The following is a 17,192-nucleotide window of genomic DNA, read 5'->3' as shown; positions in this document are numbered from 1 at the left end:
CGAGCCGTGCCCCGGTAAAGGAAACACGGCGATTGCGCCAGCAGAGCCGATGTTGAGTTTATGTCACGAAGAACCAAGCGAAGTGTTTTGATGAAGCGTCATTCAAACAGGAAACCCGAACAATTTATTTTATTAAAATTGTTCGGGTTTTACTTTGTTTAATTAGGCTTTGTGCCAACCTCGTTTCACATTATTGAGCTGGGAAATAGTCGCCGACGATTTTAATCACTTCAACGAAATCGTCTTGATCGCCAAAGTGCCCAACTATGTTACCTTCTAAATCAATCAAAATTGTTGTAGGAACACCGTCAGACTCGTATTGGTCATACACCTCACGACCGTTATCTTTCAAAACAGGTTGTGTTAAAAATTGCTCTTGGAACTTGTGTGCTTCTGATTCATCGCGTTCGCGTCCAGGCACGTTGATGGTAACCATTTCGATGTTGTCGTGGCGCATCGTTTTATAAAACTGTTCTTTTTTCGGTAAATCACGAGAACAATCAGGGCACCAAGATACCCAAAATGTTAAAATAATCACTTTCTTGCCAATATAATCATTTAAATTAAATGTTTCATGCGGATTGTCTAAATACGGAAGTTCAAACATGGGTGCTTTCATACTCTCAGTCCTTTATTAAAATTTTTTGTTTAAAAACAATTGACCTTCTTCTATACCTATGCTAACATACAATTCATTGAAAGTTGAATAATGAACTTCTTATCCAGAGAGGCGGAGGGAACGGCCCTATGAAGCCCGGCAACCGTTATGACAAGCTCATAATTGGTGCTAATTCCTGCAATGTGAAGGCATTGTAAGATAAGACGGAGTAAACCTCTTTCTTGTTCTTACAAGGAAGTTTTTTTATTCAGCAATACATTAATAGACTAACGTGATAATGAATTAAAACATAATCTCTTATCCAGAGAGGTGGAGGGACAGGCCCTGTGAAGCCCGGCAACCGTCATGATGTCATGATAGGTGCTAATTCCTTCAAAGCATGTGCTTTGAAAGATAAGAGAACGACTGGTTAATCATCTTGCAAACCTTTCTGTTCTCTTATATGGCAGAAAGGTTTTTTTATGTTTGAACGATTTGTTACTGACAACGAGGAGGGAACGCTTGTGATATCGATTAAACAATTATCGAAATCGTTTAAAACAAAAGATCAAACAGTCCAAGCTGTTGATAATGTGTCACTCAATATAGAGAAGGGTGATATATTTGGAGTCATTGGTTATAGCGGTGCTGGTAAAAGTACCTTTGTTCGTTTAATTAATCGATTGGAAGATCCGACTGACGGTGAAATCATTTTAAATGGCCAAGATATGACAGACTTAAGCAAGTCGCAATTACGTTTAGAACGCCAAAAGATCGGGATGATTTTTCAACATTTTAATTTACTTTGGTCACGTACCGTTTATGAAAATGTCGCATTCCCACTTGAAATAGCTGGGGTTCCAAAGGCAGAGCGCGAAAGCCAAGTACTTGAATTAATCGAGCTCGTCGGTTTAAAAGGGCGGGAACAATCGTATCCATCGCAACTAAGTGGTGGGCAAAAACAGCGTGTTGGCATCGCTCGTTCACTAGCGAACGACCCGAAAGTGTTATTATGCGACGAGGCGACATCAGCATTAGACCCTGAAACGACCGATGACATTTTAGACTTGCTCGTTTCGATTAATGAAAAATTAGATTTAACGATTATTTTGATTACGCACGAAATGCACGTCATACAGAAGATTTGTCATCGTGTTGCGGTCATGGAACAAGGGACTGTCGTCGAGCAAGGGGACGTATTGGATGTCTTTATGAATCCGCAATCGAAAACGACGAAACGATTCGTCCAACAATTAAACCCACAAGAAGGGTCGGTCGATGAGTTAAAAGAATTTATAACATCTGACGATCATTCCGAAGTGGTGAAATTACATTTTGTTGGACATAATGCGAAACGCGCGTTGATCAGTGATGTGTCGAAGCAATTTGATATCAACGTGAACATTTTACAAGGCTCGATTTCGCCGACCCAAGAAGGGGCTTACGGCACGCTTTATGTTGAATTCCAAGGAGAGCCCGAGACGATTGAAAGCGTGATGAATTACGTCATGTCGACAGGTGTAGAAGTTGAGGTGATTAAACATGTTGAGTAATTTATTCCCAAACGTCGAAATGGATAAAATGTGGGTTGCCACATATGAAACGCTTTATATGACGTTCATTTCAGTATTCGGCACATTTGTACTCGGTATATTACTCGGACTATTGCTATATTTAACGGCTAAAGGGAATTTGTGGCAAAACCAAACGCTTAATTCGATTGTCGCTTCTGTCGTTAACGTATCGCGTGCGATTCCGTTTATTATCTTAATTTTACTCTTATTCCCATTTACAGACTTTATACTCGGCACCATTCGTGGGCCGAATGCCGCATTACCAGCTCTCATTGTAGGGTCAGCACCTTTCTATGCAAGACTCGTTGAGATTGGCTTGAAAGAAGTTGACAAAGGCGTGATTGAAGCGGCAAAAGCGATGGGTGCAAAAACGCGTACGATTATTTTTAAAGTGCTATTGCCAGAATCAATGCCAGCTCTTATCTCTGGTATTACCGTTACAGCGATTGCGTTAATTAGTTATACCGCTATGGCCGGTGTGATTGGAGCTGGCGGGTTAGGCGACCTTGCTTATATGGAAGGGTTCCAACGTCGAAATAACGATGTCGTCTTAGCTTGTACGATCTTCATCGTTGTTATTGTATTCATTTTCCAATTCCTTGGCGATTGGATTTCAAAACGAATCGATCACCGTTAATTAATGAGTATTGGACTCGTTAAGATAAATTATAGAAACAAATTTAAGAGGAGTTTTAACATGAAAAAAACATTATTCTTTTTAGGAACAGTATTACTAGCTATCGTCTTAGTTGGTTGTGGAACAGGCGAAGCTGATGGTAACAGCAATAGTAGTAATGAAGGTAGTAACGGAAACAGTGATGAGCCAGTTGAATTAACAGTTGGTGCAACACCAGTCCCACACACTGAAGTGTTAGAAGAAGCGAAGCCACTCCTTGAAGAAGAAGGTATTAACTTAACGATTGAAACGTTTCAAGATTACATTTTACCGAATGAAGCGTTAGCAGATGGTACGTTAGATGCGAACTATTTCCAACACATTCCTTACTTAGAGGATCAAAAAGAACAAGCTGGTTATGATTTCGTTAACCTTGGCGGTATTCATATCGAGCCGATGGGTATTTATTCAAAAAATATTGATGATATTGAGAATGTCGAAGAAGGTACAGACGTGATTATGAGTCGTTCAGTTGCTGACCATGGTCGTATCCTTTCCTTATTACAAGAACATGGTCTTGTTGAATTAGACCCAGATGTTGATCCTGTAGCATCAGAAGTAGATGATGTTGTAGAGAATCCGAAAAACTTAAACTTCGATGCAAGTATTGAAGCAGGATTTTTAGTTGAAAACTATAAGCGTGAAGAAGATGCACTAGTGGCGATCAATACAAACTATGCGATTGAAGGCGGCTTGAAACCGACAGAAGATGCGTTAATCGTTGAGGGTTCTGAATCACCATATGCGAACGTGATTGCTGCACGTGCAGAAGATGAAGATTCTGAAACGCTTCAAACATTAGTGGAAGTTCTTCGTTCAGATGAAATTCAAACGTTCATGGAAGAAGAATACGACGGTGCGGTTGTACCAGTTAACGAATAATTCAGCAAATTCAAAGCATTTGGCGATATGTTAAAGCATTTATGACGATTTATAAAGAGAAGGAGTATGAGCAAAGTGGAACTGTTCATACTCTTCTTTTTGTTTTTCAATGGCGTTATATGCGATTTTTGACAGAAGATAAGGCGTGTTATGATAATACATGTAAACAAAATGAAAGGATGATTTAGTCATTATACAGATTGACATGAACTACACGAGTGATATGGAGAAAGCGATGCAACAGTCACATGGAATTGGTTATCAGGAGTATAGTCAGAAATTAGAAAACCGCTTGGCTGTTGAACGACGTCGTGAACAAGAATACCAACAATCACAAATGATGTTGTCAGAAGTTGATCGAATGATTCATCGTTAATATAAGATTTCAGACCTAATTTAATTGAGAATAGACCTTTAGTGTATATCACCTCCTTTGAGCGACAATGTTCAAAGGAGGGTTTTTGTTTTGGATCTAAAATATTTGTTAGGATAGCGGAACAGTTAAGGATGAGGTTTGGGTTGGTGGTCGTTGGTGTCAGGTGATCCGCTTACGGTGGATGCTTGCACCCATAGGGCACAAGTGCAACATCTGCTCAATCTTCACTTCGTTCGTTTTTCGCAGTGTTTTCTATGCAGGGGCACGGATCGAGCCAGGCAACATCATCGAGGAAGCTACTTTGCAACTTGCACCGAGGAAGCCCGCTTCGAAGCATTGCTAGAAAACGCAGGTGCATCCCTCGGCCAAAATACGTGGCCTGCGGGGTCTCGAGACGCGTGCTGTTCCCGTGACGACCCGGACGGTCTAATGTCGACGTTGGTCACAAAAGCTGATTTCATAAGCTTCCTTGACTAATTCTGCGCCGAGTACTCGCAGGCGCAGGACGTGACCGCTTTTAGTCGACCAGACGTCACCACCGACGCTCCTCACCTGACACCAACTGAGCGCTCTGATAAGACAAAAAAGCACGCAAGCTCCTTATTTATTATCCTTGTTTTATACCACTAAAACAAAACAAAAGGAGCTGCATGCATATGTTTCATAACATGACCTTACCAAAATTGGAAAGTTCTCACGTGACTGAGGTTAGAGAAAAAGAGATCTTTCATATTGATGTAGAGCTTCCTCTTGAATGAACGCCGTATCCAACCTGCAAACATTATCACAAGACGTTGGTCAATTGTCACCATTCCTATAATTGAATTTAGTATTTAAATCTCACATCATTTAAAAAGGCTTTACGTTTAAAAAGGTGACGATTTTTATTATAATAGGTAGTGGCGTGTTTGTTGGTTATTCAAATAGAATAAGTTGATAATTATTTATAAATGTTATAAACTAACAATGAGAATAAATTGAGAATGACCAGACACGATAAAATTGAACTGGAGGTATTCAAATGGCAGGATCAACTTTAGAAATCAAAGATCTTCACGTTGAAATTGAAGGTGAAGAAATTTTAAAAGGTGTTAACCTTACTATTAAAGGCGGCGAATTCCACGCGGTCATGGGACCAAACGGAACAGGTAAATCAACACTAGCAAGTGCAGTGATGGGACATCCTAAGTACGAAATTACACAAGGTGAAATTTACCTTGACGGTGAAGACGTACTTGAAATGGAAGTTGACGAACGTGCACAAGCTGGCCTTTTCTTAGCAATGCAATATCCAAGTGAAATCAGTGGTGTTACAACATCTGACTTCTTACGTTCATCGATTAATTCTCAGCGCGAAGAAGGCGATGAAATTCCACTTATGCAGTTCATTAAAGACATGGACAGCAAATTAGATACACTTGAAATCGATAAAAACATGGCTCAACGTTACCTGAACGAAGGTTTCTCAGGCGGTGAGAAGAAACGTAACGAAATTTTACAATTAATGATGCTACAACCAGCAATCGCTATTTTAGACGAAATTGACTCTGGTCTAGACATCGACGCATTAAAAGTCGTATCAAAAGGTATCAACGAAATGCGTAGTGACGACTTTGGTTGCTTAATCATTACACACTATCAACGTTTACTTGATTACATCACACCAGACTATGTACACGTAATGATGCAAGGTCGTGTGGTTAAATCAGGTGGTCCAGAACTAGCTCAACGCCTAGAGGCTGAAGGTTATGACTGGATTAAAGAAGAACTAGGAATCGATGACGAAACAGTTGGCCAAGAAGCGTAATACGATAGGAGGGTAACGAATGGCAGTCGATACACAATTACCTTTTGACAAGGATTATGTCGCGAATTATTCAGATAAACGAAACGAACCAGTTTGGTTTAAAGATATAAGACAAAAAGCAATCGATTTGGCAGATGATTTACCAATGCCAAATCCAGAAAAAACACGTATTAAAAACTGGAATTTCACAGATTTTGAACACGATGTTGCAGGTAGTGACATTCAAAGTTTTGATGAACTTCCTGAGAAAATTCGTGTATTATTAGGCGAGAATGTAGAAGATCGCAATTTAATTGTTGTTCGTAACAATGATGTTGCTTATGCACAATTATCAGATGACTTGAAAGCAAAAGGCGTTATTTTCGAAGATATTTTCACAGCGATGAACGAGCATAGCGACCTTGTGCAGAAATATTTCATGCAAGATGGCGTTTCTATTGATGAAAATAAATTAACAGCACGTCATGCAGCTTTAATGAATAGCGGTATTTTCTTATATGTGCCGAAAAATGTTGTCATTGAAGAACCGATTCAAGTCGTTTTCTGGCAAGAAGATGACCGCGCGGCACTATTTAATCACGTGCTACTCGTTGCGGATGAACACAGCCAAGTCACATACGTGGAAAACTATGTGTCTAACAATGATGAGACAGAGACAGTCGCAAATATTGTAAGTGAAGTATTTGCACTAGATGGTGCGAAAGTATCGTACGGTGCGGTCGATAACTTCGCACAAGGAACAACATCATATGTAAACCGTCGTGGCCATGTTGAACGTGATGCTACATTAGAATGGGCATTAGGGCAAATGAATGACGGTCATACGTTATCAGAAAACGTGACGAATTTAGTTGGCGATAATTCTCTATCCCATGCTAAAGCCGTCAGTGTTGGCCGAGGTAATCAAAAGCAAGATTTCACAGCGAATATTCGCCACTGGGGTCTTGCATCAGAAGGATATATTTTACAACACGGTGTTATGAAGGATAACGCAGCATCGATCTTTAACGGCATTGGAAAAGTTGAAAACGGTGCGACGAAAGCAAATGCTGAACAAGAATCACGTGTATTAATGCTTTCAGAAGGCTCACGTGGTGACGCTAACCCAATTCTTTTAATTGATGAAGATGACGTAACAGCAGGTCACGCAGCGTCAGTAGGTCGTGTTGATCCAATTCAACTGTACTACTTGATGAGTCGTGGTATTAGTCAACAAGAAGCTGAGCGTCTCGTCATTCATGGTTTCTTAGCACCAGTCGTTCGTGAAATTCCTATCGAAACGGTACAATCACAGCTTCGTGAAGTAATCGAAGGGAAAGTATACTAATGACAATGTTAGATCATGTTCGTCGTGATTTTCCGATTCTTGATCAGGACGTCAATGACCATCCGCTTGTCTATTTAGATAGTGCTGCCACGTCTCAAAAGCCGGCTCAAGTCATTGAAGCGGTTGAGAATTACTATAAGCAATACAATTCCAATGTGCACCGTGGTGTTCATACATTAGGTTCACATGCTACAGATGGTTATGAAGGAGCGCGTAAAAAAGTTAAAAAATTTATTAATGCGTCTTCAGTAAAAGAAGTCATCTTCACGCGTGGCACGACAACAGCGTTAAACACAGTTGCATACAGTTACGCCCGTGCCAACTTATCTGAAGGTGATGAAATTTTGTTAACCAAAATGGAACACCATAGTAATTTAATCCCGTGGCAGCAAGCAGCAAAAGCAACCGGTGCCACATTAACGTACCTACCATTACAAGAAGATGGCACGATTGCATTGTCAGATGTCGAAGCGATGGTAAACGAAAATACTAAAATCGTCGCGATGGGGCATGTGTCGAATGTGCTTGGAACGATTAACCCGATTAAAGAAGTAACTGACATTGCACATCGAAACGGCGCTGTGATGGTTGTTGATGGGGCGCAAAGTGTGCCGCACATGAAAGTTGATGTGCAAGATTTAGACGTTGATTTTTACGCCTTCAGCGCACATAAGATGTGTGGTCCAACAGGTGTTGGTGTTCTATATGGCAAAAAAGAGTTGCTTGAAAATATGGAACCTGTTGAATTTGGCGGCGAAATGATTGATTTCGTAAATTTATACGATTCAACGTGGAAAGAACTGCCTTGGAAGTTTGAAGGTGGCACGCCAATTATTGCAGGTGCTATCGGACTAGGCGCGGCGATTGATTACCTTGAATCAGTTGGAATGACACAAATTGAAAAACATGAGCATGAATTGGTACAATATGCATTAGAACAGATGAATACAATCGACGGCATTACGATTTATGGTCCGGAAGAGCGTGCGGGTCTTGTGACATTCAACTTAGATGATGTACACCCACATGACTTAGCAACAGCTCTCGACTCAATCGGAGTAGCCGTTCGTGCTGGCCATCATTGTGCACAGCCACTGATGAAAGAATTGAACGTCGTTGCGACAGCACGAGCAAGTTTTTATCTATATAACACGAAAAACGATGTCGATGTATTTGTCGAAGGCCTTAAGAAAGCGAAGGAGTTTTTCGGCGATGTCTTTTAACAATCTCGATACCTTATATAGACAAGTGATTATGGATCACTACAAAAATCCACGCAACAAGGGGCAAATTGAAGGTGAACATTTATCAGTCGAGTTAAACAACCCGACGTGCGGTGATCGCATCGATTTGCAACTCAAAATAGAAGACGGCATCGTTCAAGATGCGAAATTTGAAGGTGAAGGATGCTCAATCAGCCTTTCATCAGCATCGATGATGACACAAGTGATTATCGGTCAAACAGTCGAAGATGCGTTGAAAATGTCGGAAATGTTTTCAGACATGATGCTCGGTGAAGAGATGGAAGGTTATGAGTTTAACCTTGATGAATTAGGCGATATTCAAGCCTTACAAGGTGTAGCGAAGTTCCCAGCGCGTATTAAATGCGCGACATTGGCTTGGAAAGCAATGGAACAAGGCGTTGAAAAAGAAGAATCGTAAAGGCTAATTAAGTCTTTGCATAATCTTTGAAGGAGGGTGACAGTATGGCTAAGAAAGCACCTGAAGTCGGTGATTACAAGTACGGTTTCCATGATAAGGACGTTTCGATTTTCCGTACAGAACGAGGCCTTACAGAAAATGTTGTGCGTGAAATTTCACGCCAAAAAGAAGAACCGGAATGGATGCTAGAGTACCGCTTGAAAGCGTATGAACAATTTCATAAAAAACCAATGCCACAATGGGGTGGCGACTTAAATGAGTTAGACTTTGACGAGATCACGTATTACGTTAAACCGTCTGACCAAACAGAACGCTCATGGGATGAAGTACCTGAAGAGATTAAACAGACGTTTGATCGCCTTGGTATCCCAGAAGCTGAACAGAAGTATTTAGCTGGTGTATCTGCTCAGTATGAATCTGAAGTAGTTTATCACAACATGGAAAAAGAACTTGAAGAAATGGGCGTTATTTTCAAGGATACGGATACAGCGCTTAAAGAAAACGAAGAGTTATTCCGTGAATACTTCGGTCAAGTAATTCCACCGTCTGACAACAAATTCGCAGCCCTTAACTCAGCTGTGTGGTCAGGTGGCTCATTCATCTATGTACCGAAGAACACGAAAGTTGAAACGCCACTACAAGCTTATTTCCGTATTAACTCAGAAAACATGGGTCAGTTTGAGCGTACGTTAATTATTGTTGACGAAGGCGCATCTGTACACTATGTCGAAGGTTGTACAGCACCAGTTTATACGACGAACTCACTACACAGTGCGATCGTTGAAATCTTCGTTAAGAAAGATGCGTACTGCCGTTATACAACGATCCAAAACTGGGCGAACAACGTTTATAACTTAGTTACAAAACGCGCGTCTGCTGATGCAAACGCAACAATGGAATGGGTAGACGGTAACTTAGGTTCTAAGTTAACGATGAAATACCCATCTGTTCTTCTAAAAGGCGAAGGCGCACGTGGTAACACGTTATCGATTGCGCTTGCTGGTAAAGGACAGCACCAAGATGCAGGTGCGAAAATGCACCACTTAGCACCAAATACGTCATCGACGATCGTATCGAAGTCGATTTCGAAACAAGGTGGTAAGGTGACGTATCGTGGTATTGTTCACTTCGGTAAGAAGGCTGAAGGTGCGCGTTCGAACATCGAATGTGACACGCTCATTATGGACAATGAATCCACATCAGATACGATCCCATACAACGAAGTGCTAAACGAGAACATCTCTCTTGAGCACGAAGCGAAAGTATCGAAAGTATCTGAAGAGCAGTTATTCTACTTGATGAGCCGCGGTATTTCTGAAGAAGAAGCAACAGAAATGATCGTCATGGGCTTCATCGAGCCATTCACGAAAGAACTACCAATGGAATATGCCGTTGAGATGAACCGCTTGATTAAATTCGAGATGGAAGGATCTATCGGTTAATATAAGAAATCCCGCTACAGCCTCTGCTGTGGCGGGATTTTAATTATGTTTTACCTTTTTGACTATAATAATTTTCAGCTAAATAAAAAATCGATACGAGTTCGTATAGTACAATGATTTCGGCTGGGAATGTTGTTGTGTAATCTTCTTTGTGAGCGCTTAATTGATCGCTATCCTTCCAATATAATGCCATCAGTTGTTTTACTTTTTGTCGATGTGTTTCCAGGTCAAAACGTGTACTTTCTTTCATAGAATGAGCTAACTCTTCCACGGATTCTAAAATCATGTCTCGTTCCGCTTCAGGCAATTGTAATTGTGTGAGCGGTGTATTTAAAATATTATCCATATGATAAATCATGAGCTTAATCCGTGTAAGCTGCCGTTCGGAACGATGTAAGTCATCGCGTTCATCGGCTGTTAACGGGTGATATTTTGCTTCGTCTTTTTGGTATTCAATCAGTGATTCTATCTTCAAAACATCTTCTGTTAAGTCATCTAGCGTTGTTTGGCAGTAATATTTGTCCATATGATTAATTAAATAGCGATGGAAGATTTGTTCCACTGCATTTCCTGTCCGTTCTGCCATATTATTGAGTTTTAATTTAATATCTTGCGAGTAATCAGGTGGCAAGATGAATAAATTAATTAATGTTGAGACGACTAATCCAATTGTCGTTGTGCCGAGACGAATGAAGAACGATAAAATGACATTCGCGTGAATAACATCAATCATCGCAACAGACGTTAACGTCGCCACGAGAAGTCCTGAATATAATTTCAAACGATAAGTCGTCATAATCGTTAAAACAGCTGCTAACGCATAAGTGATAGGGGCGTGTCCGAATAACGTAATGAATAATACTGCATAAAATGATCCAATCGCTGAGGCTGGAAAACGGACAAGTCCTTTTTTGATCGATTGTGAGACAGTTGGCTCAATCGTCACAATCGCCGTAATAACAGCGAAAACGGGAGGCCAACCGAGTTGGTCACAAATAAAGGCTGTAATAAAGATAGCTAGTCCAGTTTTAATAACACGACTTCCAGCAATTCGTTTCATTTCGTCCACTCCTAAAAGGTCTCTATAACTTATTCTTTCAATTTTTTATAGGAATTGCAAGGTTGATTGTCACAAATGTATTAGTGTAACATACCTCATTACCGTATAAAATATGCTATGATAGGGAGAGTGACCATTAATTTAGGTAGATTGGATGAAACAGAATGGTGTTAGCTATCATGTTTATTATTGGGCTGTTGAGCTCATTTGTAGGCAGTATCGCTGGCTTAGGAGGCGGCGTTATTTTTGTGCCTGTCTTGTTGTTTTTCGCTGACTTTTTCAAGGGGTTTTCATGGGTTACACCGCAAAATGTCGTGGCGATGTCCTTAATCGTTATGATTTTTACCGGTTTATCCTCGACATTAACTTTTTTAAAACGTAAACGAGTTGATGTATTCAGTGGTTCGTTATTTTTATCAGGCAGTATTCCTGGTGCTTTAACAGGCGTGTATCTTAATCAGTTTGTCGCAATTGATACGTTTCAGTTGTATTTTGGGCTATTAATGTTACTCGTGACAGCGATGTTTTTCGTTAAAAAGAAAGCGATTAACGAACCTATCGATCACACCATTAAATCAGGTCGTTTTCACGTGACGCGTACGTTTGACTTAGCAGGATTGTCAACGACTTATTCGTACCATGCGATACTAGGTATTACTATCGCCTTTTTCGTCGGCATGATGTCCGGTTTATTCGGTGTTGGTGGTGGCTCGCTTATGGTACCAGCTATGATATTATTATTTGGCTTTCCAGCACATATTGCAGCTCCAACGTCGATGTTTATGATTTTTTTCTCTAGTTTCACGTCGTCTGTTGCGCATATTAGCGCTGGTCATGTAATGTGGTTATACACGTTTATGAGCATTCCAGGTGCGTGGCTAGGGGGTTATTTAGGTGCTGTTGTGAATCAGAAGTTAAATAGCCAAGTGATCGAATGGATTTTACGCATTATTATGTTTATAATCGGCATAAGATTAATTATTCAGTCGATATAAAGATTAGATTCGTCATGATAAGACCGTGTTAAGCTAACATTGCGATACGTTTGAAAGGAAAAAAGGATCTTAAAGGAGACGTATCTGTATGATGCAAGAACAACTACATTTATATTTCACAAGTGATTTACATAGTTATTTCGATAATTGGCCTCATGTGATAGCTGGCATTAAGCATCAACAAGCAATCCATCAAGCAAAAGGTGATTATACACTGTTGCTTGATAACGGGGATCATCTAGACCGAGTTCATCCTATAACGGAGGCAACGTTAGGCCAGGCGAATGTCGATTTACTCAATAAGGCTGGTTATGATGTTGTTACGCTAGGTAATAATGAAGGCATTACATTACCGGGTGATGAACTGTATCATTTATATGATGAAGCAGATTTTCAAATAACATGTGCGAATGTGGCGCCTATTGAATCACCAAGTCCTAACTGGTTAAAGCCTTATCATATTTTAACGACAGATTATGGTACGACGATTGGTGTATTAGGTGTTACGGCACCATTTAAAAAGTTTTATGAACTGTTAGGGTGGCAAGTAGAAGATCCGAAAGCTATTTTAGATGAGTACATTCCGTTATTACGGGAAATGTGTGATATTGTTATTGTTTTATCTCACCTGGGGTTATATGAAGATGAACAAATGGCGGAGCAGTACCCTGTTGATGTCATTATTGGAGGGCATACCCACCATTTAATCGAACAAGGTCGAATTGAACACGGATCGATTATTAATGCTGTCGGTAAACAAGGTTTTCATTACGGTTATATCCATATTCAGTATGATCACGACAAAGGTGAAATCGAGTCGATGGCAGGTAACGCCATCCCTGTTTCAGATGAGAGGGATGATAAGACATATCAAGCATTGGATGAGTGGAAAGATACCGCTGACGAGCATTTGAATGAATCAGTGACTTATCTTAACAACGCATATCCGATTGAATGGTTTGAAGAAACGACATTAATGCGTGAATTTGTGGAAGAATTACGCCAGTGGACGACTGCTGACGTGGCTGCTTTAAATTCAGGATTGTTGTTAACCGGTTTTGAACAAGGATCTGTTACGAAAAAACAGATTCACGAAAGTTGCCCGCATCCGATGAATCCTTGCAAAATGACGATGACGGGTCGAGAATTGATTGAAACGGTGCGTTTGTTTGAGTCAGAACGTTTTCAATATAATGAATTGAAAGGTCTCGGTTTTCGTGGTGAAATCTTAGGTAAGATGGTATATGCCAACTTAACATTAAAGTATAGTCATGATCATCAAGTCATTGAATCGGTATACATTGGTGATAAGTTAGTGGACAGTGATGAGTCATATACATTGGCAACGGCTGATACGTTTTCATTCCCATGGCTTATTCCATCGATTTCTCATGTCGAGCAGAAGCAATATTTCATGCCAGAATTTTTGCGTGATGTTTTAACGAAGTGTTTGTCTAATACTTAAGTGTTGGACAGACACTTCTTTTTTTACTTTACATAACGTAATACCAAAGGAGGTCGATGGCATTGATCCATGTAGAAACGATTTGGATTGATGACCAACCATTTACTTATACACATGTTGAGTTACCGAAAACGAATTTGTTAATCATTTCAAACGATATTGGTTATATTATGTGCGGCGCCTTAGATGTGGATCTGTTAAGCGACCAGTTGAGTGACCGGCAAATTGTAGCCGCACGTGCAGTCGGGGTTCGTAATCGAGACGCGCTCATTCACGCCCCACTGCAAAAGGTGACGACATATGCGAAAGAGCAATACGGTTGGTATGAAGGAATGATTGGTCGTCATGCCCTATTATCACTATCGTCTTCATGATTGGCGACACATGCCCCCTATCATCTGTGCATAGACTGGTGGTGAGGGGGGATTTGCTGTGCGCCAAATCAAGCATCTTAGATGGACACGACGTCGTAAACCTAAGACGTTTGGACAAATATTCATGATGACCGTTGTCGTGTTTACGATAGCAACCCTCTTATCGATTTGGTTAATTAATCGTGGTATTGAACCTACACTCATTGAAATGGCTGAAACGAAAACGAGTCAATTCGCACGAGAAGCAATTAATGAAGCGGTAAGCCGTCGAATTGTAGACGACTTACAAGCTGAGGATTTGATCGATATTGAAACAGATGATGAAGGCAATATTGTCACCGTAAATTGGAATAGTGTCGTCATTAATCGCGTGTTACGGAATACGACATTTCGGGTACAAAATTTTTTAAAACGGATCGAACGTGGTGAATTAACACCTGAAGAATCATTGGATTTTGATGTAGAAGATGATGTCGTCTTGGAAGAAGATCAAGTGGAAGACCACCGAGCGATTGTGCGAATTCCCATCGGCCAAGCAACGAACAATGCGCTGTTAGCCAATTTAGGGCCACAAGTTCCGGTCCATTTTCGTATTATTGGGGATGTGCAATCGGATGTAGAAAGACGTCTGACGGAATACGGTATAAACAATGCAATGATCGAATTGGATATTTTTATTCAAGCCAATGTGCAAGTCGTGATTCCATTTGCGACAAAAACGACAACAGTTGAAACGCACGTTCCTGTTTCGATAGGCGTTATCCAAGGTGAAGTACCGGAATTTTACAATGATGGTGGCGGTAATTCACCGAATATTTCGATACCGTTCAGGGATTTACAACAGTAAAAGAGCATGGTATATTACTTTTTGTATGACAATTTTATATAACCTTATCAATCGATGAGGTAGAGGTGCATTTAGCATCAGTAACATATGGGAGGATGACAACGAGGATCATATGTGAAAGGGTTAAATGCCGAAGTACTTAGGGGGTCAGCCTTTAAGTGTTGGTGTATTTTTGAACAAAAAATACACTCTCGTACGTAAAACGGGGAGCTACTGATCGAGAAATAACCGACTGATACAAGTAATGGTAGATTTCTCTATCATTACTTTTTTTATTATGTATGGCTTTATCACATGAGGGCATTATGGTGATAAAGCATTCGACGGACGGACTTCTCGAAAAAATTGAAGGAGGAAACAAACATGGAAGGAACTTTTTGGTCGTTATTACCACCACTAGTTATGATTTTACTCGTGTTATTGACGCGTCGAGTCTTATTATCATTAGGGACAGGAATCATTATTGGCGCTTTAATGGTAGAAAATTATGACTTACTAGCGACACTTGAACGAATTTGGATGTCATTTCAAGGATCATTTTATGCTGAAGGGGCGTGGGATATATGGAGTATCCAGCTCGTCGTCTTCTTATTACTGTTAGGTATTTTAATCGCCTTTTTAACCGCTACAGGAGGCGCTAAAGCTTTCGGTGGTTGGGCCGTTAACCGCGTTAAGTCACGAAAAGGTGCTCAGTACACGACAGGGTTACTCGGTGTTGCTATTTTTATTGATGATTATTTTAACAGTTTAACAATCGGTCAAGTCTCCCGCCCGATTACGGACCGTCAAAACGTGTCACGCGCAAAGTTAGCTTATTTAATTGACTCAACGTCGGCACCAGTCACCGTTTTAACGCCGATATCGAGTTGGGGTGCTTATATTATTGGGATTATCTCGACAGTGATTGCGACGCATGAATTATCGGATTACTCTGCATTAGGTGCGTTTATCCAAATGATTCCTTATAACTTTTATGCGATTGCGGCGATTGCACTTGTTTTCTTAGCGATTTACTTCAAGCTCGATATTGGGGCAATGAAAAAGCATGAAGAACGAGCAGAAACGACTGGTGACTTAATTGACCCTGCTAACCCAGACGTTCCAGGTGATATAAAAGGGGAAGTTGCTGAAAATCAAAACGGACGCGTTTATCATTTGCTGTTGCCCTTATTAGCACTACTTATAACGACAATGACAGTGATGGTTATAACGGGTGTACAAGCAAGTGAAGACGGGGTGACTCTCGTATCTATTTTTGCGAATACAGATGTTAACCTAGCCCTAGTGACTGGCGGAACATTAGCTGTATTACTTTCGGTCTTGTTATATGCCGTTCAACCAGGTGACAAATCGAATATATTCGTTGTGACTTGGCAAGGTATTAAAGCGATGCTACCAGCCATTTATATCTTGATTTTAGCTTGGATGATTGTGTCTATTATTGGTGCGATTGGTACAGACCAATATTTAGTTGGTCTCGTTGAAGAGGCAAATCTTAGCCCAGCTTATTTACCACTTATGATTTTCCTTGTAGCAGGCGTAACAGCTTTTGCGACCGGAACATCTTGGGGCACATTCGCCCTTATGCTACCGATTGCTGGCGAGATGGCTGTAGAACTCGATCCAACGATGGTCATTCCGGCACTGTCAGCTGTATTAGCTGGTTCGGTATTCGGTGACCACTGTTCACCTATTTCAGATACGTCGGTGTTATCGTCGACGGGTGCGGGGTCGAACCACATCGATCACATTGTGACCCAAATCCCATATGCGTTAATCGCCGCTGTAACAGCATTGTTAGGTTATATAACCCTTGCCATTACGACATCAGCAGTACTTAGTTTAATCGTCACACTCGGGGCACTCTTAGGGCTTGTATTGATACTAAAAAGATGATCATAACCCTTATGACAGAACATCTCTTGCAGAAGAGGTGTTCTGTTTTTTTGTCATAAAAAAGTTTTTCGCGTAGATTGTTGTCAAAACATTTGGAGTTTTGGTATGATTATAAGCGTTGGCGCTCACCTGTTGATTGAATTTTGTGACTTTTTTGCTAAGTCTAAAGAAAGTTTTCTGAAAAGACTTGCAAAATAATTGTCATAAAATT

At 40.5% G+C, this 17,192-nt stretch carries 16 protein-coding genes and 3 riboswitches; of the genes, 14 read left to right on the top strand and 2 right to left on the bottom strand.

What is annotated here, in order from left to right; translation table 11 throughout:
- Positions 1-190: 190 nt before the first annotated feature.
- Positions 191-619: a TlpA family protein disulfide reductase gene (locus ABID56_RS08840; protein WP_354220319.1), complete on the bottom strand. Its 429-nt coding sequence runs from the start codon at positions 617-619 to the stop codon at positions 191-193.
- Positions 620-715: 96 nt separating this feature from the next.
- Positions 716-824, top strand: a riboswitch (SAM riboswitch).
- Positions 825-913: 89 nt separating this feature from the next.
- Positions 914-1,019: riboswitch (SAM riboswitch) on the top strand.
- A gap of 103 nt (positions 1,020-1,122) precedes the next feature.
- Between ABID56_RS08840 and ABID56_RS08835 the strand changes: the two genes are divergently transcribed.
- From ABID56_RS08835 to sufB, 9 genes are all read left to right on the top strand, one after another.
- The gene (locus ABID56_RS08835) at positions 1,123-2,151 is read left to right on the top strand and encodes a methionine ABC transporter ATP-binding protein (RefSeq protein WP_354220317.1); all 1,029 of its coding nucleotides are present in this window, start codon (positions 1,123-1,125) and stop codon (positions 2,149-2,151) included.
- Positions 2,141-2,809 (top strand): methionine ABC transporter permease, encoded by a 669-nt coding sequence (locus tag ABID56_RS08830; RefSeq protein ID WP_354220314.1) that lies wholly within the window; start codon positions 2,141-2,143, stop codon positions 2,807-2,809. The genes ABID56_RS08835 and ABID56_RS08830 overlap by 11 nt, the downstream gene beginning before the upstream one ends.
- 60 nt (positions 2,810-2,869) lie before the next feature.
- Positions 2,870-3,730, top strand: a complete 861-nt coding sequence (locus ABID56_RS08825; protein WP_354220312.1) for a MetQ/NlpA family ABC transporter substrate-binding protein — start codon at positions 2,870-2,872, stop codon at positions 3,728-3,730.
- Between the two features lie 235 nt (positions 3,731-3,965).
- Positions 3,966-4,106: a YuzK family famiily protein gene (locus tag ABID56_RS08820; RefSeq protein WP_354220310.1), complete on the top strand. Its 141-nt coding sequence runs from the start codon at positions 3,966-3,968 to the stop codon at positions 4,104-4,106.
- Between the two features lie 1,021 nt (positions 4,107-5,127).
- Entirely contained in the window at positions 5,128-5,913 is a 786-nt protein-coding gene (gene sufC / locus ABID56_RS08815) for a Fe-S cluster assembly ATPase SufC (RefSeq protein ID WP_354220308.1), read from the top strand.
- Positions 5,914-5,932: 19 nt separating this feature from the next.
- Entirely contained in the window at positions 5,933-7,240 is a 1,308-nt protein-coding gene (sufD, locus tag ABID56_RS08810; RefSeq protein ID WP_354220306.1) for a Fe-S cluster assembly protein SufD, read from the top strand.
- Positions 7,240-8,463 (top strand): cysteine desulfurase, encoded by a 1,224-nt coding sequence (locus tag ABID56_RS08805; protein WP_354220304.1) that lies wholly within the window; start codon positions 7,240-7,242, stop codon positions 8,461-8,463. The genes sufD and ABID56_RS08805 overlap by 1 nt, the downstream gene beginning before the upstream one ends.
- On the top strand, positions 8,453-8,902 hold the full coding sequence (gene sufU, locus ABID56_RS08800; protein ID WP_354220302.1) for a Fe-S cluster assembly sulfur transfer protein SufU: 450 nt from the start codon (positions 8,453-8,455) through the stop codon (positions 8,900-8,902). Before ABID56_RS08805 ends, sufU begins: the two co-directional genes overlap by 11 nt.
- Before the next feature lie 44 nt (positions 8,903-8,946).
- A complete protein-coding gene (sufB, locus tag ABID56_RS08795; RefSeq protein ID WP_354220300.1) occupies positions 8,947-10,344 on the top strand; it encodes a Fe-S cluster assembly protein SufB in 1,398 nt (465 codons plus the stop codon).
- Positions 10,345-10,387: 43 nt separating this feature from the next.
- On the opposite strand, the gene ABID56_RS08790 is transcribed toward sufB, so the two are convergent.
- Positions 10,388-11,404 carry an aromatic acid exporter family protein gene (locus tag ABID56_RS08790; protein ID WP_354220298.1) on the bottom strand — a complete coding sequence of 339 codons (1,017 nt, stop codon included), beginning with the start codon at positions 11,402-11,404 and terminating at the stop codon, positions 10,388-10,390.
- A gap of 164 nt (positions 11,405-11,568) precedes the next feature.
- Here ABID56_RS08790 and ABID56_RS08785 point away from each other — a divergent pair, with 164 nt between their 5' ends.
- The 5 genes from ABID56_RS08785 to ABID56_RS08765 all read left to right on the top strand — a co-directional run bounded on the left by ABID56_RS08785 (position 11,569) and on the right by ABID56_RS08765 (position 16,981).
- Positions 11,569-12,399, top strand: coding sequence for a sulfite exporter TauE/SafE family protein (locus ABID56_RS08785; protein WP_354220296.1), 831 nt, complete (start codon positions 11,569-11,571; stop codon positions 12,397-12,399).
- Between the two features lie 88 nt (positions 12,400-12,487).
- The gene (locus tag ABID56_RS08780; protein ID WP_354220294.1) at positions 12,488-13,864 is read left to right on the top strand and encodes a bifunctional metallophosphatase/5'-nucleotidase; all 1,377 of its coding nucleotides are present in this window, start codon (positions 12,488-12,490) and stop codon (positions 13,862-13,864) included.
- A 62-nt stretch (positions 13,865-13,926) separates the two neighbouring features.
- A complete protein-coding gene (locus ABID56_RS08775) occupies positions 13,927-14,238 on the top strand; it encodes a YunC family protein (protein ID WP_354220292.1) in 312 nt (103 codons plus the stop codon).
- 58 nt (positions 14,239-14,296) lie between these two features.
- Positions 14,297-15,085, top strand: a complete 789-nt coding sequence (gene yunB / locus ABID56_RS08770) for a sporulation protein YunB (protein ID WP_354220290.1) — start codon at positions 14,297-14,299, stop codon at positions 15,083-15,085.
- 52 nt (positions 15,086-15,137) lie between these two features.
- Positions 15,138-15,306: riboswitch (Lysine riboswitch) on the top strand.
- A gap of 142 nt (positions 15,307-15,448) precedes the next feature.
- Positions 15,449-16,981: a Na+/H+ antiporter NhaC family protein gene (locus tag ABID56_RS08765; RefSeq protein WP_354220288.1), complete on the top strand. Its 1,533-nt coding sequence runs from the start codon at positions 15,449-15,451 to the stop codon at positions 16,979-16,981.
- The last annotated feature ends 211 nt before the right edge of the window (positions 16,982-17,192 follow it).

The organism is Alkalibacillus flavidus, assembly GCF_040545925.1.
GTDB classification, from domain to species: Bacteria; Bacillota; Bacilli; order Bacillales; family Alkalibacillaceae; genus Alkalibacillus; species Alkalibacillus flavidus.
Note: the sequence above shows the minus strand (reverse complement) of the source record. Positions and strands in the feature narration are given on the sequence as shown.